Here is a 15,503-nt window from a genome sequence, read left to right as displayed (position 1 = left end):
GCCCGCAAAAATCCCGCGGCTTTCCTACGCCCCTCAAAAGGCTGAATCGCCGCTGGTTTCGCCAGTTCAGGCCATCTCGGCCGAAGTAAGCTACTGGCGTGCGCGATTGGATCGGGTTACAACGGATCGATCTCGTGGCTCTCACACAAACATGAAGGCGCGGCCGGGCGACTGATGGACAGGGCTCGCGATCGCTCTCAACTCGGGGGTCGGTTCATCATGGGCATCACCTGGAGCGTTGTTCGGCGAGTGGATTTACCCCGGCGCGCTCGCCGGATCACGGATCGCCGCCGGCGACTCGTCCTGGAACCGCTGGAAGCGCGCCTGGTGCTGAGCGCGACGATCTCGGGGAGCGTGTTCCAGACGTTCGACGCGTCGGGGCTTTATCCTTCGCCCGTCACCCCGAGTTCGACGATCCCGGCGTCGGCGTTCTTGAACCTCGTCGGCGGCGTCGTCGTGACGCTCGACGGTTCGACGATGGTGTCGACCGGGACCAGCGGCTCGGGCCTCGGCCTTTACCAGTTCACGAACGTCGCCCCCGGCTCGCACACGATCACGATCCAGCCGCCGTCCGGTTTCCTCGGATTCAGCGGCCAATCGCTGAGCGACACGCTGGTGGTCCAGGCCGACCAGACCTCGTACGCCAACCTGAACTTCGCCGTCACGCCCACGACTGCGGCCGTGGTGCAGAACCTCTACCAGCTCGTGCTCAACCGGTCGGTCGGCGCCGACGAATTGAACCAGCAGGTCCTGGCGTTGCAGTCGGGCAAGACGACGATCGGCGGCGTGTTCAGCGGCCTTTACAACTCGGCCGAGTTCAACGCGACGTCAGAGCCCGTCGCGCAGGTGATCGAATCGTTCTTCCCCGGCCCGCTCGACGTCGGCGCCCTGCGCAACGCCGTGCAGCTTCAGAAGCTGGGCGTCAGCCAGGACGCCGTCGTCACTCAGATCCTCTACTCGCCGAAGTTCGTCCAGGCGTTCGGCGATCTCAGCAAGCTCAGCAATTCGAGTTACGTCACGGTGGTCTATCAGAATGTTCTGGGACGCGCGCCGAAGTCGTCCGAGCTGACCTCGTGGGACGCGCAGCTCGCCGCCGGCTTGCCGCGCGCGGACGTCGCGCTGAACCTGGTGCAGACGCGCGAGTACCAGATCCGAGGGCGGGGCGACGCCCGCCAGACGGCCGTCAGCCTGGCGTTCGTCGGCGTCCTCGGCCGCCAGGCGACGCCGAAGGAGCAGGCCTACTGGGTCGCCAGGCTCCAGGCCGGCGTGAGCGTCGCCAACATGGCCAACGCGCTGGCCGCTACGGCCGAGTTCAAGAACCTCAAGGGCTTCACCGATTCCCTGGTCTGGGACGTGAACGCCCATCAGATCGCGTCGCCCGTGAACGACCTCGACCGGCTGGAGCAGTTCAACCGGACGACGAGGCAGTTCGACCTTCCCGTCGCCGCCGGGAGCATCACCAGCACGTCGGCCGACCCCAGCAACGTCTACTTCCTGGTCCACGGCTGGGCTCCGGGCCTGACGCAGCCGGTGCTCTTGGCCTCGACGCCCGGGAATCCTCTAAAGTGGTGGTCGAGCACCGATACGGGATGGCTCCTGAACGGCGTGACCAACGTCTCGACCGAGGGCCTCGCCCAGTCGATCATCGACGCCGACCCGAACGCCAAGGTCTACGCTTATAGTTGGATCGATCAATCCGACACGCCTTCCTCGCTCAATCCCTCGCAGACCGCGGTGAACGCCTACGTCCGCAAGAATCAGAACGTCGTCCAGGTCTCCAGCGTCAGCAAGCTCTTGCCGGGCATGACGGTGCTCGGCCCCGGAATCCCGGCTTCGACGTACATCACCAAGATCAACGCCGCCAAGAACCAGATCACGCTCTCGGCGAGCCCCAGCGCGCTCGATCCCACCGCGACGCTGACCGTGCTGACCTCGCAGTTCACGGTGTCCGGCACGCTCACGGCGGGCAGCGCGGTCGTCAGTGGGATCGCCACTCGCTATCTCACCGCCGGGATGACGGCGACCGGCGGCGGCATTCCGGCGGGCGCTTCGATCGCGTCGATCGATACGTCGGGCCAGTTGACCCTCTCGCAGAACGCCGTGACGAGCGGGACGTCTCCGCTGACGTTCACGGGCTTCGGAACCGTGATCCAGACGCAGCAAGGCACGCTCAAGAACGGGTTCCTGTCGATCACGGGGCTCGACACCTCCGGCCTCTCGACCGGGATGACCGTGGTCGGATCGAACGGCGCGGTCCTGGGCTCGATCGTGTCGATCGACAGCTCCTCGCAGGTCACGATGTCGCAGTCGGCGACGTCGACCGGCGCGCAGGCCCTGATCTTCAAGGGCGCCGACCTCAACCTGCTCATGGAGCAGAACCTCTACGTCGGTCAGTCGGAATCGTACACCCAGACGAACGGTCTGCGGCTGGCGGCGGCCATCCAGCAAGCGTTGGCCCCCGGCTTCTTCACCTACGGCGACAGCACCGGCGGCGGCCTGATCCACATCCTCGGCCACAGCCACGGTTCGAAGGTCGCCACGGTGGCCACGCTCGCCTTGCAGCAGGCGAACGTTCCGGTCGCCCAGTTGACCACCCTCGAATCGCCCGAGGCCGGCCCTCAACTGACCGAGCTGGACCAGGCGATCAACACCCACCTCCCCAACCTGGGAGGGGGCGAGAACTTCTTGTGGTACTACATGAGGCAGATGAACCTGAGCCGGACCCCCGTGACCGGATCACGCGGGTCGACCAACTCGACGTTCGTCGACAACTATTTCTCGACCGAGGGCTTCGGCACGGCGCTGGGGGCCTTCACGGGCCTGAACGCCTTCGGGTCGAACACCAAGAACAACAGCCTCTCCAGCGTCGTCGACGCCCAGATGCATCCCGAGATCCTCTACGGCGGGGTCAACATCTCGAACCCGGCGACCGCTTATCCCACCTTGATCGGGTCGCACGATTATCCGCCGGCCTGGTACGGCCAGGCGAGCCTCCGCAAGGCCCCGGACCAGCCGAACGGCGTCGGCTGGTCGCCGCTCGTGAATCCGTCCGCCGTTCCCACGGGCGACCTCTACCAGCAGCAGACGTCGACCACGCGGAACTCGGTGACTCTGACCGCGGGCAGCGCGATCGTCCCCAACATCGATACGACGGGCCTCTACGTGGGGATGCCGGTGTCGGACGACGCGTTCTTCTACCACTCGATTCCCAGCGGGACCACGATCGCCTCGATCGACCCCGTCCACAACAGCGTGACGCTCTCGGCGAAGGCGAAATACTCGGACACGTACAACCTGACCTTCCAGTTCAACATCCCCGCGTACGTCGCCAACCAGTACACGTTGCTGCCGCCGACTACGCCGCCGAGCGTCACTCCCACCGGGCCGACGCCGTTGAGCTATTCGCAACAGTATGCGACGGGTCAGGTCGCCGACACCGGAAGCTCGATCACCCTGACCGTCGACGCCGGCCATTCCCAGGCGATCGACGCGATCGGCTTCAATCCGGTCGCCGCGCAGGGGATCGCCAATCTCGGCGCCGGGATGGATATGCAGGTCCAGTTCTCGGGCGTTCCCGCGGGCGCCGACGTCCAGCTCGTGGTCTGGATTCGCGGGCTGCTCGCCGCGCCCCAGGTGCTGGGGACGTCGCTGGGGGCGACGCTCGGTTACGCGAGCATTCCCTTGCTGACCCTCGACAGCTCGGACGTGGGGTCGAGCGTGCAGTACGCGACGTTGAGCGTCGGTCAGTACCTCAACTCGTGGCTGCTGCGGGCGCCCTTCAACGCGTTGAACTCCTCGACCGCCGCCGCAGGAACGATGGTTCCCACGATCGCCTTCAGTCTGATCGGCGACGTCACGTCGACGGTCTCGGCGACCGTGTCCAACATCCGCCAGTTCACCGACAACGCGTGAACGAAAAAAGGCCGAGGCGGTTGGAGCCCCGCCTCGGCCCTTCGGTCAGCGCGCGCCGCATTGAGAGCGGAGCGCCGGTGGTCAATAGCTGTCGGCCGAGATCACTTCGCCTCCATTGCCCGAGCCGAGCGCCATCCAGGTCTGCTGCGCGACCGAGTCCTTGATGAACCGGACCGAGCCGTCGGCCATCAGCGAGTTGACCCCGCCGGAGTGGAAGCTGCTGGGGGTGAACAGGTGGCCGAAGTCCGAGCCGCAATCGGCGGAGCAGTCCCAACGGCAGTACGAGAACGTGTACTGGTTCGAGTTGGGCGTGATGATGATGTTCGTCAGGGTGAACCCCGGCGAGCCCAAGGTCCAGAGCTGGCCCCGGTTGGGGTACTGGCCGGGAGTCGCGACGTACGCCTGCTGACACGTTTGGGCGGCTTGAATAATCGCGGGAAGATTCGTGCGCGCGTCGGGCAGGACGGTGGTGTCCGAGGTGAGCCCCAGACCCGAAACGCCTCCCCGGAACCGAGCCTTGGGCTGGGTGGAGGTGGTGGTGAGCGCCTCGACGTGGGAGATCGTGTTCGAGGTGCCGTCGGTGAGGTCGGAGATCTTGACTTCCTTGGCCTGCGGCGTGAAGACGCCGTTGGTCGTCGTCGCCCACGGGTTGGTGCCGGTCCCGAACGAGCCGTGGTAGCTGTTCTTGTAGTCGCGGCCGGCGTTGCCGTCGGACGGGCACAGGAAGGCGGCGATGATGGCGTTGTTCGCCGTGCTGTTGTAGTCGGGCTGGCCCGAGACCACGACCCAGGCGGTCCAACTGAAGTTGATGGCGTTGTAGACCGGCGTCTGCTCCATGTACGGCAGGAGCATCGGCAGGTGGCCGAAGGTGCCCCAGTTGTACTGAGCGCCGACCGCGCCGTACGCCACCGAGTTGCCGATCGGGAACGAACCGATCGACTGGTGGTAGTTGTGCATCGCCAGGCCGATCTGCTTCAGATTGTTGACGCACTGGGCTCGGCGGGCCGCCTCGCGGGCCGACTGCACCGCCGGCAGCAACAGGGCGATCAGAACGGCGATGATCGCGATCACCACCAGAAGCTCGATCAGCGTGAATCCGCGCGATCGTGACTGCGACATGGCTTCTCCCTCTTCAACTCGAAAGATCAAGGAATCGAAAATTGCGGATCGACGCCGGCTCTTGATTTCGAGGGCCGCGCCGGATGTCGTTGGGGCCTCAGTGCTTCGCCGCGCCTTTGCCCTTCTGGGGCGCCTTGGTTTTCATGAACTCGACCATCGCGTTGCGCGACCCCTCTTCGGCCTTCTTGGCCGGCTCGGAAGGCGGACCTTCGCTCGGACCGTCGCAGCCCGTCGACACGACGACGAGCGAACACAGCAGCAGCGAACTGGTTGCGAAAATAACCCAATTTCGGTTGAACATGATAGCTCATCATCATGGAAATAGCCGGCGCGCGCCGCGACCGCTCCTGGGCCGCGCCGGCGGCGAGACGCGCTGGATCTCGTCGAAAGTAATAAGGAACGAGCCGGCCGCTCGCGCAACGTCGCGATGAGCCGGGGCACGTACAGGGGGGATTCTTCAAGCGGCTGATTCGCACGAAGCCGGCTCACCCGAAGGGCCCGCCCTCGGATCAGTGGATTCTCAGTCGCGGGAATACATCAAATCTTCGTAATTTCAAGGTCGCGATGCGCCGCGGGCGCGCCGGCCCGCGTCGGTGACGGATGCACTGTCAACGACACCGCGACTTTCTGAGTCTTAATTTATTCGTCGAAGAAGCGGAACGTCAAGGCGGCTCCAGCTTGAAAACGAATTTCTTAGGAGATGTGTCGGCGGCGTCGGGCCTGGAATTGCGGGTGGGGTTGGGGGGCGAAGCGCGGGGCGGACTCATCGCGCCGCCCCGATCGGCGGTGAAGCGGTCGACCCTCATCCGCCGCTTCGGCCGAAGCGGCGGATGAGGGTGAGACGTGATCAGCGTCCCAGGCCGAGTTCTGGGGCCATGAGGACGACGCCCTCGCGGCGGACCAGTTCGAGGCGGCCGAGGGCGTCAATCACGACGGCGGCGTGCGCGGGGTCGAGGGCTTGCACCAGCGGCAGGGCCTGGGAGATCAGGAACGGCCGGGCGGCGGCGGCGACGTCGAGGCCCTTGCGGTCGTCGTCGCCCGCCGATTGGTCGAGGAGCCGTTCGAGGGCCGACTTGGGACGGGGGACGACGCGGACGTCGTACTCGGTGATCTTGGCGGCGTCGGCCGCGAATTTGACGGCGTCGTGGAGCGTGCCGAGCCGGTCGACGAGGCCGAGCGCGAGCGCCTGCTTGCCGGTGTAGACGCGGCCGCCGGCCAGGTCGTCGATCGGCTTCTTGAGCTTGCCGCCGCGAATCGCGGTGACGTGCCCCTTGAACACGCCGTAGATCTCGTCCATCCAGGATTGCATCTTGATGCGTTCGGCCTGGGTGAACACGTCGCCCGACGAGAGCATGCCGGCGTTCTGGCCGCGGCGGCTGGCCTTGAACTTGACGCCGATCTTGTCGTACATGCCGCCCGTCGCGAGCTTGCCGCCGACCACGCCGATCGAGCCGGTGATGGTCGCGTCGTCGGCGAACACCGTGTCGGCGCCGCAGGCCACGTAGTAGCCGCCGCTGCCGGCGACGTTCCCCATCGAGACCGTGAACGGCTTTTTGGCTTTCACGCGGCGCGTGGCGTCGAGGATGATCTCGCTGGCCAGGGCCGAGCCGCCGGGGGAGTCGACGCGGAGCACGACGGCCTTGATCGCGTCGTCGGCCGCCGCTTCGTTCAGCGCCTTGCGGATCTCGGTGCTCGCCGCCGACTGTTCCTGAAACAGCTCGGCGCTGCTGCTGGCGTTGAGGACGATCGGGCCGTCGACGTAGACGACGCCGATCGCCGCCTTCTTCTTGTCGACCGGCTTCGACGCGCCGAGCAGCTCGCCCCAGAACTTGAGAATCCCGAACGGCGACGAGGCGTCGAGCCTGGGCTCGGCCTTCTTGCCGTACTTGCGGTCGAACACGACGTCGTCGCCGTACGACTTCTTGAGGCGGGCCTCCAGGTCCTGACGGTGCTCGACGGCGTCGAGCATGCCCAGTTCCTTGGCCTTCTCGGCGCTGTGGGGGCCGCTGTCGATCCAGGCCTTGACCAGCTCGGGGCTGACCTTGCGGCTGGCGGCGATGCGGGCGACCTGGGTGTCGTAGAGGCTGTCGAGCAGCCAGTTCTGCATCGCTTCGGCTTCCTTGCTCGGCCCTTCGCGCATGAAGATCTCGGCGGCGCTCTTGTAGTCGCCGCAGGTCAGGAAGTCGGGCTTCACGCCGAGCTTTTCGAGCAGGCCGCGGAGGTACGGCGTCTCGCCGTAGAGCCCGGTGGCCCAGACGTCGGCCGTGGGCACGGCGCTCACCCGGCCGGCGCCGCTCAGCAGGGTGTACTGGCCCAGGCTTGAGATCGTGTCGGTATGACCGATCAGCTCCTTGCCCGCCGCCTTGACGCGGTCGAACGCCTGGCGAAGCTCGCCGACCTGGGCCGCGCCGATCGTGGCCCCGTCAAGCAGCACGACCACCGCCTTGACTGCCGGGTCGGCCGCCGCCTTGTCGAGACGCTCGACCAGCGTCCAGAGCGGCGTGCCGGTCTCGCCGCCGAAGTTGAAGATCTCCTCGGTCGGCGTCTCCTTCACGGCCGCCGCCAGCCGGAACACGGCGATCCGCGCCTTGGGCGGCTCGACCTTCTTCTCGTCCTTCTTGACCTCGGCGCCTTTCGCCTTGGCCGCCTCGTCATGAGGCTTGTCCTGAGCCCGGGCCGCTCCAGAAAGGAACGGGGCCGCGAGGCCGACGGCCGACATCACGACGGCGAGCTTCATCCACTTCCGCGCACTGCTCATGATTTCATCCTCAATCGAGATCGCGCACGCTCCGCTGCGAACACGCCCGTCCAAGCCCGCGCGACGTGACAGGGCGACAGGCGGTTGGATATTCGACCGGGCGAGCCGTTTCTTGACCGGCCCCCGGCACGAGCGCAACCATCGTAGTGCGGCTCCGGGGCGGAGGGCAACACGTGTCTGACTGGTGTCGTAGGGTGAAGTGGAGGCTATCCGGGCGCTCTCGCCGTCCCTTCCGCGTCGAGTTCGATGCGTTCTGTGGGCGGGTCGGCCGCGGCGGGCGCGGGAATCTCGCTGCCGGTCAGGTGCTCGAAGAACTCGCGAAGCCATTCCGGCCCGGGGCGGGGAGGAAGGTCATGGGGGTGGCCCTCCGCCCACTCGAACGCCAGGACGAGGGGGACCCAGCGGACGAACCGACTCGTAGGATCTTGACCGATCCGGTTCACGGCCCTGGAGACCTTCGCCGCCAGCTTCACGCAGTGCACTGTCTCGGGGGACGGTTGCGCGCAGTGCTCAGCCGGCGAGGTCACGAGGTATTCACGACAGGCGATCGGTCGTTCCTCGTAGATCGAGCACGACTCGTCCTCAAGGAACGGACAGGGGATGCCCTGTTTGAAATAGTCCAGAGCGAACGGCCGCAACTGATCGTCGGAGAAGGCCTCGGGCCTGAGCAGCATCTCGAGCAGTCCGGCCTCATCAAGGCGGCGACGCGCCTCGGCGAAGCGGGACAGGACCCTCGCGCGCCGGGGCTCGGGGAAGTCTACCACCAGATCATGGATCAGGCGGGCCTCGACTTCACTGCTCGGCACGAGCTGCCGGCAGCACGCCCCGCAGCCGCTCCGACAGGAGATCGTCAGCCCCTCCGACTTCGTGTCCTCCACCGCATGCTCGATGATCGTCTCCGCCAACGACCGGAACGTCGGCAACAGCATGGGGAGCGGAAACGGCGCCACGGGGACCGTGATCTTCGCCTCCACCGGAGTGCCCGAGAGGTTCAGGTTCACGTTGGCCGTGATGGTCCGCGGGGGGGAGTCGGGCTCGGGAGTCATGGGAGTCTCTGGCCGTTGGGCCTCTTTCGTGAATGGCAGCCTCGTCGTCAACCATTCTGCGCGATCGGACGCTCCGCAAGTGAGCGAAAAATGCTGAAGGATAGGGCCGTTCTCGCTGGATTTCCGGACTGCCTGTCAGTCGAAGAGGAGGAGTTGCTTGTCGCTGTCACCGCCGGGTCGCTGGAAGGCGGCGGCCGAGACGGGCCACGGGCGGACGTTGAGGTCGAGCCGCTTGCAGGAGGATCGGAAGACCCGGGCGATCAGCTCGGCCATCGGGCCCTGGCCGCTCATCCGGCTGCCGAACCGGGCGTCGTTCAGCTTGCCCTCGCGCATCGACCGGATGCGATTGAGGATCTTGTCCTTGGCGTCCGGGCGATGGCGTTGGAGCCAGTCTTCGAACAGCGGCGCGACGGCCGACGGCAGGCGGATCATGACGTAGCCGGCGGTCTGCGCCCCCGCCTTGGCGGCGGCTTCGAGGATCGCCGGGATCTCGTGGTCGTTGAGACCGGGGATCACCGGCGCGACCATCACGCCCGCCGGCACTCCGGCGGCGGTCAGCGCGCGGATCGCCTCCAGTCTTCCCGACGGTCGGCTCGTCCTTGGTTCGAGCAGCGAGGCGAGCGCCGGGTTGAGCGTCGTGATCGAGACGAACACGCCGGCCGCCTGGTGGGCCGCCAGCGCGGCCAAAACGTCGGCGTCGCGCGTGACCAGCCGGTTCTTGGTCACGATCGTGACCGCCTGGCGGTACTCGGCCATCACCTCCAGGCACCGCCGCGTCAGCCGGAGCTTCCGCTCGATCGGCTGGTAGGGGTCGGTGACGCCGCTCAGCGACAGCACCCGAGGCCGCCACTTGGGCGATTCCAGCTCGCGCCGCAAGAGCGCCGGCGCGTCGTGCTTCACCAGGATCTTGGTCTCGAAATCCAGTCCCGCCGACATGCCGAGATACTCATGCGTCGGCCTCGCATAGCAATAGATACAGCCGTGTTCACATCCGCGATACGGATTGAGACTGGCTTCGAAGCCGACATCGGGGCTCTGGTTCTCGGCGATCACGCTCCGCGAGCGGTCGGGGAGGAACTCGGTCTCGGGTCGTCGCAGGCTTTCGAGGTAGTCCTCGTCGTCCTCGAACGTCTCCAGCTCGATCTCGTGGTGCTCCGGGTCGAACCGATTGGGCGGGTTGAACCCCGCCCCCCGCCCTTTGGGAGAGATGCGCTCGCCGTTCATAGGTTGCGTCCACCTGAATTGGAACGTTGAGCCGGCCGAAGCGATCCGGAGGCCGTCCCCCTTCTCATCGGCGACGCGCCTACTCTAGCGTCTCCCAGGAGTAGTGTCCAGATGGATAGTAATCGATTCTCGGCGACGCGCCTCAGTGGCAGTTTGGCGCTGATGACATGGAGAACGGGACGAGGTCGATCGCGCCGTCGTAGATGTCGGCCGCCTTGAGCGAGCCGAGGTAGTCTCGGTATTCGTATCCGAAGGCCGACGCGGCGGTCGCGAGCACGAGAAGGTAGAAGAGCAGCCGGTGCGACGCCGGCTTGCGGGCGGTCTGTTCGGATGAGTTCGAAGCGTCGGGAGTCGACCGGGCGCCGAGGCTCGTCCGCAGGGCGTCGTTCGCGAGCGAGGCTTCGATCGGCGTCGCGGCGGACGATTCGGTTTCGAGGGCGTAGAGCAGGAAGGCCGCCGCGGGCGCGAGACCCCGGCGCTTCAGTCGCGAGCGGAGCATCTCGCGGGCCCGCGACAGCCGCCCCTTGACGGTCCCCACCGGCCATTGGAGCAGCTCGGCGACCTCCTCGTTCGACTTCCCCTCGAAGTAGCTGAGGACCACCGGCGCCCGGTACTTCTCGGGAAGGAGGCGGACTTCCTCCTGGATGAGGGGCCGGATCTCCTCGCGGCTGGCCTGGTTTTCCTGCTCCGATGTGCGGACCACGTCGGCCATGGCCAGCACGTGGGCCTCGCGGGCGCGGCGGCGAGCCCCCGCGCCGCGCGACCGGACGGCGATCCGGTGGGCGACCTCGCAGAGCCAGCCCGCCAGGTACCGACGGTCGCGGATCGTCGCCGCCTTGCGCGCGAGCGTCAAGAACGTCGCCTGGAACGCGTCCTCGGCGTCGTGCGAGCCGTTCAGCGCCTGCCGGCAGACGGCGAGGACCATCGGCCCGTGGCGGAACATCAGCTCGCGGAACGCCTCGTCGGCGTCGCTCTCCCCTCCACTCAAGTACCGATCGAGTAGCGCCTCGTCGGAACGATCGGGGCTCCCTTCGCCCGCGAAACCTGTCAGACGCGAGGGAGCGTCATGCGTGGCGACAGTCGTGGACATCGATGTGGGTCTCCTTGCCTGTAATCCGTCCCTTTACACAGAGTCTCGATTGATCACGCTGGTTACAAGATGTTTTCAAGAATCCCGGATGCGGCTTTCGAGAGAGGGCCGCATTGGGCGGCAGCCCGATTGTGCGGAGCCGGCCGCGTCGGGACAATAATCGGGCACGGGCGGCGAACCATCCTTGCATCCTTCGCCTTCGTGGGTGGGATGGGGAGGAGCCTTTCGCGATGACCTTTGGTGAGCGATGTTGATCGAGCTTGAGGAGCTGACGAAGACGTATGGCGCGATCACGGCGCTTGCGGGGTTGTCGACGGCCCTTCCCGAAGGGGCGGTCGGGTTGCTTGGTCCCAACGGGGCGGGCAAGACGACGATGATCCGCAGCCTGCTGGGCCTGATCGCGATCGACGCCGGCCGGGGGCGGGTGCTGGGGATGGACATCGCCCGCGAGGCCCTCGAAATCCGTCAGACGGTGGGCTTCGTGCCCGAGGACGAATGCCTGTTCCCGGGCGTGACCGGCGTCCAGTTCGTCGCCTACGCCGGCGAGCTGGTCGGCATGGGGCCGAGGGACGCCCTCCAGCGGGCGCACGAGGTGCTCGATTACGTCGATCTGGGCGAGGCCCGATACCGCCGCGCCGAGTCGTATTCGACGGGGATGAAGCAGCGGCTCAAGATCGCCTCGGCGATCGTCCACGACCCTCGGCTGCTGATCCTCGACGAGCCGACCAACGGCATGGACCCCGTCGGCCGCGACGAGATCCTGGCGCTCTGCCGCGACCTGTCGCGGGCCAAGGGGATGAACCTCTTGATCTCCAGCCACCTGCTGCCGGACGTCGAGGCGGTCTGCGAGTACGTGGTGGTGCTCGGCAAGGGCCGGGTGCTCGCCCAGGGGCGGATCGCCGAGTTGAAGCAGGCCCACGACCGCCAGTTCGAGCTGCGGGTCCGGGGCGATCAGCGACGGTTCGCCGGGCTGTTGGGAGCGCGCGGCGTGCGGGCCGAGCCGGTCAACGACCACCTGCTGGTCGACCTGCCTCCCGGATCGACCGTCGCGGCCCTCTGGGAGACCGCCGAGCAGGCCGCCGAGCAGATCCGGTCGCTGCGTCCCCGCCGCAGCACGCTGGAAGAAGTGTTCTTGCGAGCCCTTGGAGAGCCGAGCTGATGCCGATCCTGGACCAGGGCTATCAACACTGGAACGGCAAGCTCGCCGGGCACGCGCTCCGCTGGCTGACGATCACCCGGCAGGGCGTTCGCGCGCAGCTCAAGAACCGCTGGGTTCTGCTGATGCTGCTGTCGGCCTTGCTGCCGGCGCTCGTGCTGGCGGCCTTTCTGATCGTCTGGGGGCTGTTCGAGCAGAAGTCGGCGGTCTTGACGCCGATCCTGTTCCTCTTCACAAGCCTGCCGGACGCGCTCAAGGACGGTCCCAAGGGATACCGGTCGACGTTCTGGGTGCTCGCCTTCTCGCTGTTCTTCGAGGTCCAGATCTTCGTCTGCATGATCCTGACTGTATTGGTCGGTCCCGACCTCATCAGCCAGGACTTGCGGTTCAACGCGCTGCCGCTTTACTTCTCGCGGCCGTTGCGGCGGATCGATTATTTCCTCGGCAAGTTCGGGGTGATCGCCGCGTTCCTGCTGACGGTCACGCTGATACCGGCGCTGCTGGCTTTCGTCGTCGGGTTGGCGTTCAGCCTCGACCCGATGATGATTCGCGACACCTGGCGCGTGCTGGCCGCATCGATCGCCTTCAGCCTGGTCGCGACGCTGTCGGCCGGCCTGCTGATGCTGGCGTTCTCGTCGCTGTCGAGGAATTCGCGGCAGGTGGCGGCGATGTGGATCGGGCTCTGGATGGTCGGCGGCGTGGCCTCGGGCGTGCTCAAGCATTCGCCCTACCGCGAATGGTCGCCCCTGGTCTCCTACACCATGAACCTGTCGCAGGTCCGCGAGGCGCTCTTCGACGTCGATCGCGAGCGAGAGCGCGTCGGCGAGTTGTTTCGGGCGGGCAAGAGCACGCTCGACTCGGCGTCCCGCTTCGGGCCGCTGGGGCTGGGAAAGCGGCGAGGCCGAGGCGACCGCGACCCCATCACTCCGCCGATCCCGCCGAGTCCACCGGGCGGGAAGAACAACGCCACGAACCTCGCCTCGGCGCCGGTTCCCTGGACGTGGTCGGCCGGGGTGCTCGCGGGCCTGGGCGCCGCGTCGATCGTCGTCCTGTCCACGCGGGTCCGATCACTCGATCGATTGAAATGAGGGTTTATGGTGGGTTCAAACGCACCGGGTGGCCGAAAACCCGTGGCATTCGTAGGGGCGTCCCTTGTGGGCGCCCTGGGATGTGGGATCGGGCGCCCACAAGGGACGCCCCTACGAATGCTCCATGAAATGAGGGGCGCCGGATGAGTATGGGAGACGTGGACGGGCCGGACGAGCCGGCGGTGATCGAGTTTCGATCGGTCTCGAAGTGGTACGGCCAGGTCATCGGCGTGAACAACCTTTCGCTCCGCGTGGCCCGGGGCGTGACCGGGCTGCTGGGGCCCAACGGCGCGGGTAAGAGCACGCTCTTGCAACTGGCGACCGGCCAGCTTCGCCCCAGCCAGGGGGAAGTCCGGGTGCTCGGGCATCGGCCCTGGAACAACGCGGGCCTCAATCGGTACGTCGGCCTCTGCCCCGAGCAGGACGCGCTGTTCGAGTGGATGACCGGCCGGAAGTTCCTCCGCGCGAGCGCGGCGCTGGCCGGCTTGGGACGGACCGCCGCCAGGGAGGCCGCCGACCGCGCGCTCGAACACGTCAAGATGACCGCGCACGCCGACCGGATCGTCCGAGGGTACTCGAAGGGGATGCGGCAGCGGATCAAGCTCGCCCAGGCGCTCGTCCACGACCCCCAGGTGCTGTTCCTGGACGAGCCGCTCACCGGCACCGATCCGGTGGCCCGGCGCGAGCTGATTGACCTGATCGCCGGCCTGGCCCACGAGGGCCGGACGATCCTGGTTTCGAGCCACGTCCTTTACGAAGTGCAGGCGCTCACGCCGCGGATCGTGCTGATGAATCGGGGCCGGCTGGTGGCGTTCGGCGACGTCCGCAACATCCGCGACCTGATCGACGCCCACCCGCACCGGATCGTCCTCAAGAGCCCCAACACGCGCAACCTGGCCGCCAAGCTCGTGCGGTGGGACGACGTGGTCGGGGTCGAGATCGCGCGCGGCGGCGATTCGATCGTGATCGAGACCCACGCGCCCGACCAGTTCTATCGCCGGCTCCCGGCGCTGGCCCGCGAGGCCGACTCGCTCATCGAAGAGATCTACTCCGACGACGATTCGCTCGAAGCCGTTTTTAAATATCTGGTGAATTCATGAGTCGCGATGCAACGGCCCCGATCCCGCCGCCGGCCCTCCCCTGGTGCGAGCCGGTTCCGCTTTCGAACCGGCCGTCGCTTTCGGCTCTGGCGACGGTGCTGGCGATCACGGCGGCCCGGCAGGTGCGCGGGAAGCGGATCTGGGTGCTCGTGCTGTTGTTCGCCCTGCCGGCGGCGTTCGCCTTGCTCGTCCGGCGTTACGACCCGTCGTACGATCCCGCGATCCAGGAGCAAATCCTGGTCTTCGCCCTGATCCCGCAGGCGATCATCCCGTTGACGGCGCTCTTGTTCGCGTCGGGCCTGGTGCAGGACGACGTCGAGGAGCAGACGCTGACGTATTTGCTGGTCCGGCCCGTGCCACGTTGGGCGATCTACCTGGTGAAGGTGCTGGGGACGACGCTGGTGACGGCGGTCTTCGCCTCGGTGTTCACGACGGCCGCCCTGGCGGCGGTGTACGCCGGTCTGCCCGAATACGACGCCGGCTGGCTGCTGGCGCGCGCCGGAGTGGTGGCGGGGCTGACGGCCCTGGCCTTGCTCGAATACATCGCCGTTTTTGGATGCCTTGGGCTCGTCACGCGGAAGTCGCTGGCGGTCGGCGTCGGCTACATCCTGGTCTTCGAGGGGTTGCTGGCCAACGTGCCGTTCCTGCTGCGGTACGCCACGGCGATGTTCTACAACCGGGTGCTCAGCGTCCGATGGCTCGGGCTGCCCGGCGACGACTGGTCGATCGACCTGAACGCCGTCCCATCGGTCGCCGTCTGCCTGCTGGTCCTGCTCGGCGCCGCCGCGTTCTTCCTCGCCCTGGGCGCGTGGATCTTCAGCACCCGCGAATTCCGCGTCAAGACGCCTGAAGGAAGCTGAGTTCCCTGGTCGTGGCGACAGCTCTCTGTTTGAGACGTCCGAGTTCCAGGATGGGTGGCCTGGGTTCGGTTTCCGAACCCAGGTGGGGGGGCCGAGGCTCTCGCTCACGGGTTCGGAAACCGAACCCGTGGCACCCGCCGTCATGACGGC

General features: G+C 66.9%; 11 protein-coding genes. 5 read left to right on the top strand and 6 right to left on the bottom strand.

Annotated elements, in window-relative coordinates; translation table 11 throughout:
* The first annotated feature begins 327 nt into the window (after positions 1-327).
* Positions 328-3,912 (top strand): DUF4214 domain-containing protein, encoded by a 3,585-nt coding sequence (locus BSF38_RS14275; protein ID WP_076346637.1) that lies wholly within the window; start codon positions 328-330, stop codon positions 3,910-3,912.
* Positions 3,913-3,993: 81 nt separating this feature from the next.
* Here BSF38_RS14275 and BSF38_RS14270 read toward each other — a convergent pair whose 3' ends face one another.
* The 6 genes from BSF38_RS14270 to BSF38_RS14245 all read right to left on the bottom strand — a co-directional run bounded on the left by BSF38_RS14270 (position 3,994) and on the right by BSF38_RS14245 (position 11,149).
* Positions 3,994-5,031 carry a DUF1559 domain-containing protein gene (locus BSF38_RS14270; protein WP_076346635.1) on the bottom strand — a complete coding sequence of 346 codons (1,038 nt, stop codon included), beginning with the start codon at positions 5,029-5,031 and terminating at the stop codon, positions 3,994-3,996.
* A gap of 97 nt (positions 5,032-5,128) precedes the next feature.
* Positions 5,129-5,332 carry a hypothetical protein gene (locus BSF38_RS14265; protein ID WP_076346633.1) on the bottom strand — a complete coding sequence of 68 codons (204 nt, stop codon included), beginning with the start codon at positions 5,330-5,332 and terminating at the stop codon, positions 5,129-5,131.
* Positions 5,333-5,878: 546 nt separating this feature from the next.
* Positions 5,879-7,789, bottom strand: coding sequence for a signal peptide peptidase SppA (gene sppA / locus BSF38_RS14260; protein WP_168189373.1), 1,911 nt, complete (start codon positions 7,787-7,789; stop codon positions 5,879-5,881).
* 206 nt (positions 7,790-7,995) lie between these two features.
* The gene (locus BSF38_RS14255; RefSeq protein ID WP_076346629.1) at positions 7,996-8,835 is read right to left on the bottom strand and encodes a YkgJ family cysteine cluster protein; all 840 of its coding nucleotides are present in this window, start codon (positions 8,833-8,835) and stop codon (positions 7,996-7,998) included.
* A gap of 135 nt (positions 8,836-8,970) precedes the next feature.
* A complete protein-coding gene (locus BSF38_RS14250) occupies positions 8,971-10,059 on the bottom strand; it encodes a PA0069 family radical SAM protein (RefSeq protein ID WP_076346627.1) in 1,089 nt (362 codons plus the stop codon).
* 142 nt (positions 10,060-10,201) lie between these two features.
* On the bottom strand, positions 10,202-11,149 hold the full coding sequence (locus tag BSF38_RS14245) for an RNA polymerase sigma factor (protein WP_076346625.1): 948 nt from the start codon (positions 11,147-11,149) through the stop codon (positions 10,202-10,204).
* Between the two features lie 247 nt (positions 11,150-11,396).
* Between BSF38_RS14245 and BSF38_RS14240 the strand changes: the two genes are divergently transcribed.
* The 4 genes from BSF38_RS14240 to BSF38_RS14225 all read left to right on the top strand — a co-directional run bounded on the left by BSF38_RS14240 (position 11,397) and on the right by BSF38_RS14225 (position 15,353).
* A complete protein-coding gene (locus tag BSF38_RS14240) occupies positions 11,397-12,308 on the top strand; it encodes an ABC transporter ATP-binding protein (RefSeq protein WP_076346623.1) in 912 nt (303 codons plus the stop codon).
* A complete protein-coding gene (locus tag BSF38_RS14235; protein ID WP_076346621.1) occupies positions 12,308-13,393 on the top strand; it encodes an ABC transporter permease in 1,086 nt (361 codons plus the stop codon). Before BSF38_RS14240 ends, BSF38_RS14235 begins: the two co-directional genes overlap by 1 nt.
* A 143-nt stretch (positions 13,394-13,536) precedes the next feature.
* Positions 13,537-14,493, top strand: a complete 957-nt coding sequence (locus BSF38_RS14230) for an ABC transporter ATP-binding protein (RefSeq protein WP_083712939.1) — start codon at positions 13,537-13,539, stop codon at positions 14,491-14,493.
* The gene (locus BSF38_RS14225) at positions 14,490-15,353 is read left to right on the top strand and encodes an ABC transporter permease (protein ID WP_076346616.1); all 864 of its coding nucleotides are present in this window, start codon (positions 14,490-14,492) and stop codon (positions 15,351-15,353) included. The genes BSF38_RS14230 and BSF38_RS14225 overlap by 4 nt, the downstream gene beginning before the upstream one ends.
* The last annotated feature ends 150 nt before the right edge of the window (positions 15,354-15,503 follow it).

Origin of the sequence: Paludisphaera borealis, from assembly GCF_001956985.1 — a bacterium.
Taxonomy (GTDB): Bacteria; Planctomycetota; Planctomycetia; order Isosphaerales; family Isosphaeraceae; genus Paludisphaera; species Paludisphaera borealis.
The sequence above is the reverse complement of the archived record's forward strand: the minus strand, read 5'-3'. Positions and strand labels throughout refer to the sequence as shown.

What these genes read in the sequence shown, in the direction of transcription:
- BSF38_RS14270 (WP_076346635.1), bottom strand. Translation starts at nt 5,031, where the DNA reads ATGTCGCAGTCACGATCGCGCGGATTCACGCTGATCGAGCTTCTGGTG.
- BSF38_RS14265 (WP_076346633.1), bottom strand. Translation starts at nt 5,332, where the DNA reads ATGTTCAACCGAAATTGGGTTATTTTCGCAACCAGTTCGCTGCTGCTG.
- sppA (WP_168189373.1), bottom strand. Translation starts at nt 7,789, where the DNA reads ATGAGCAGTGCGCGGAAGTGGATGAAGCTCGCCGTCGTGATGTCGGCC.
- BSF38_RS14255 (WP_076346629.1), bottom strand. Translation starts at nt 8,835, where the DNA reads ATGACTCCCGAGCCCGACTCCCCCCCGCGGACCATCACGGCCAACGTG.
- BSF38_RS14250 (WP_076346627.1), bottom strand. Translation starts at nt 10,059, where the DNA reads ATGAACGGCGAGCGCATCTCTCCCAAAGGGCGGGGGGCGGGGTTCAAC.
- BSF38_RS14245 (WP_076346625.1), bottom strand. Translation starts at nt 11,149, where the DNA reads ATGTCCACGACTGTCGCCACGCATGACGCTCCCTCGCGTCTGACAGGT.
- BSF38_RS14240 (WP_076346623.1), top strand. Translation starts at nt 11,397, where the DNA reads ATGTTGATCGAGCTTGAGGAGCTGACGAAGACGTATGGCGCGATCACG.
- BSF38_RS14235 (WP_076346621.1), top strand. Translation starts at nt 12,308, where the DNA reads ATGCCGATCCTGGACCAGGGCTATCAACACTGGAACGGCAAGCTCGCC.
- BSF38_RS14230 (WP_083712939.1), top strand. Translation starts at nt 13,537, where the DNA reads ATGAGTATGGGAGACGTGGACGGGCCGGACGAGCCGGCGGTGATCGAG.
- BSF38_RS14225 (WP_076346616.1), top strand. Translation starts at nt 14,490, where the DNA reads ATGAGTCGCGATGCAACGGCCCCGATCCCGCCGCCGGCCCTCCCCTGG.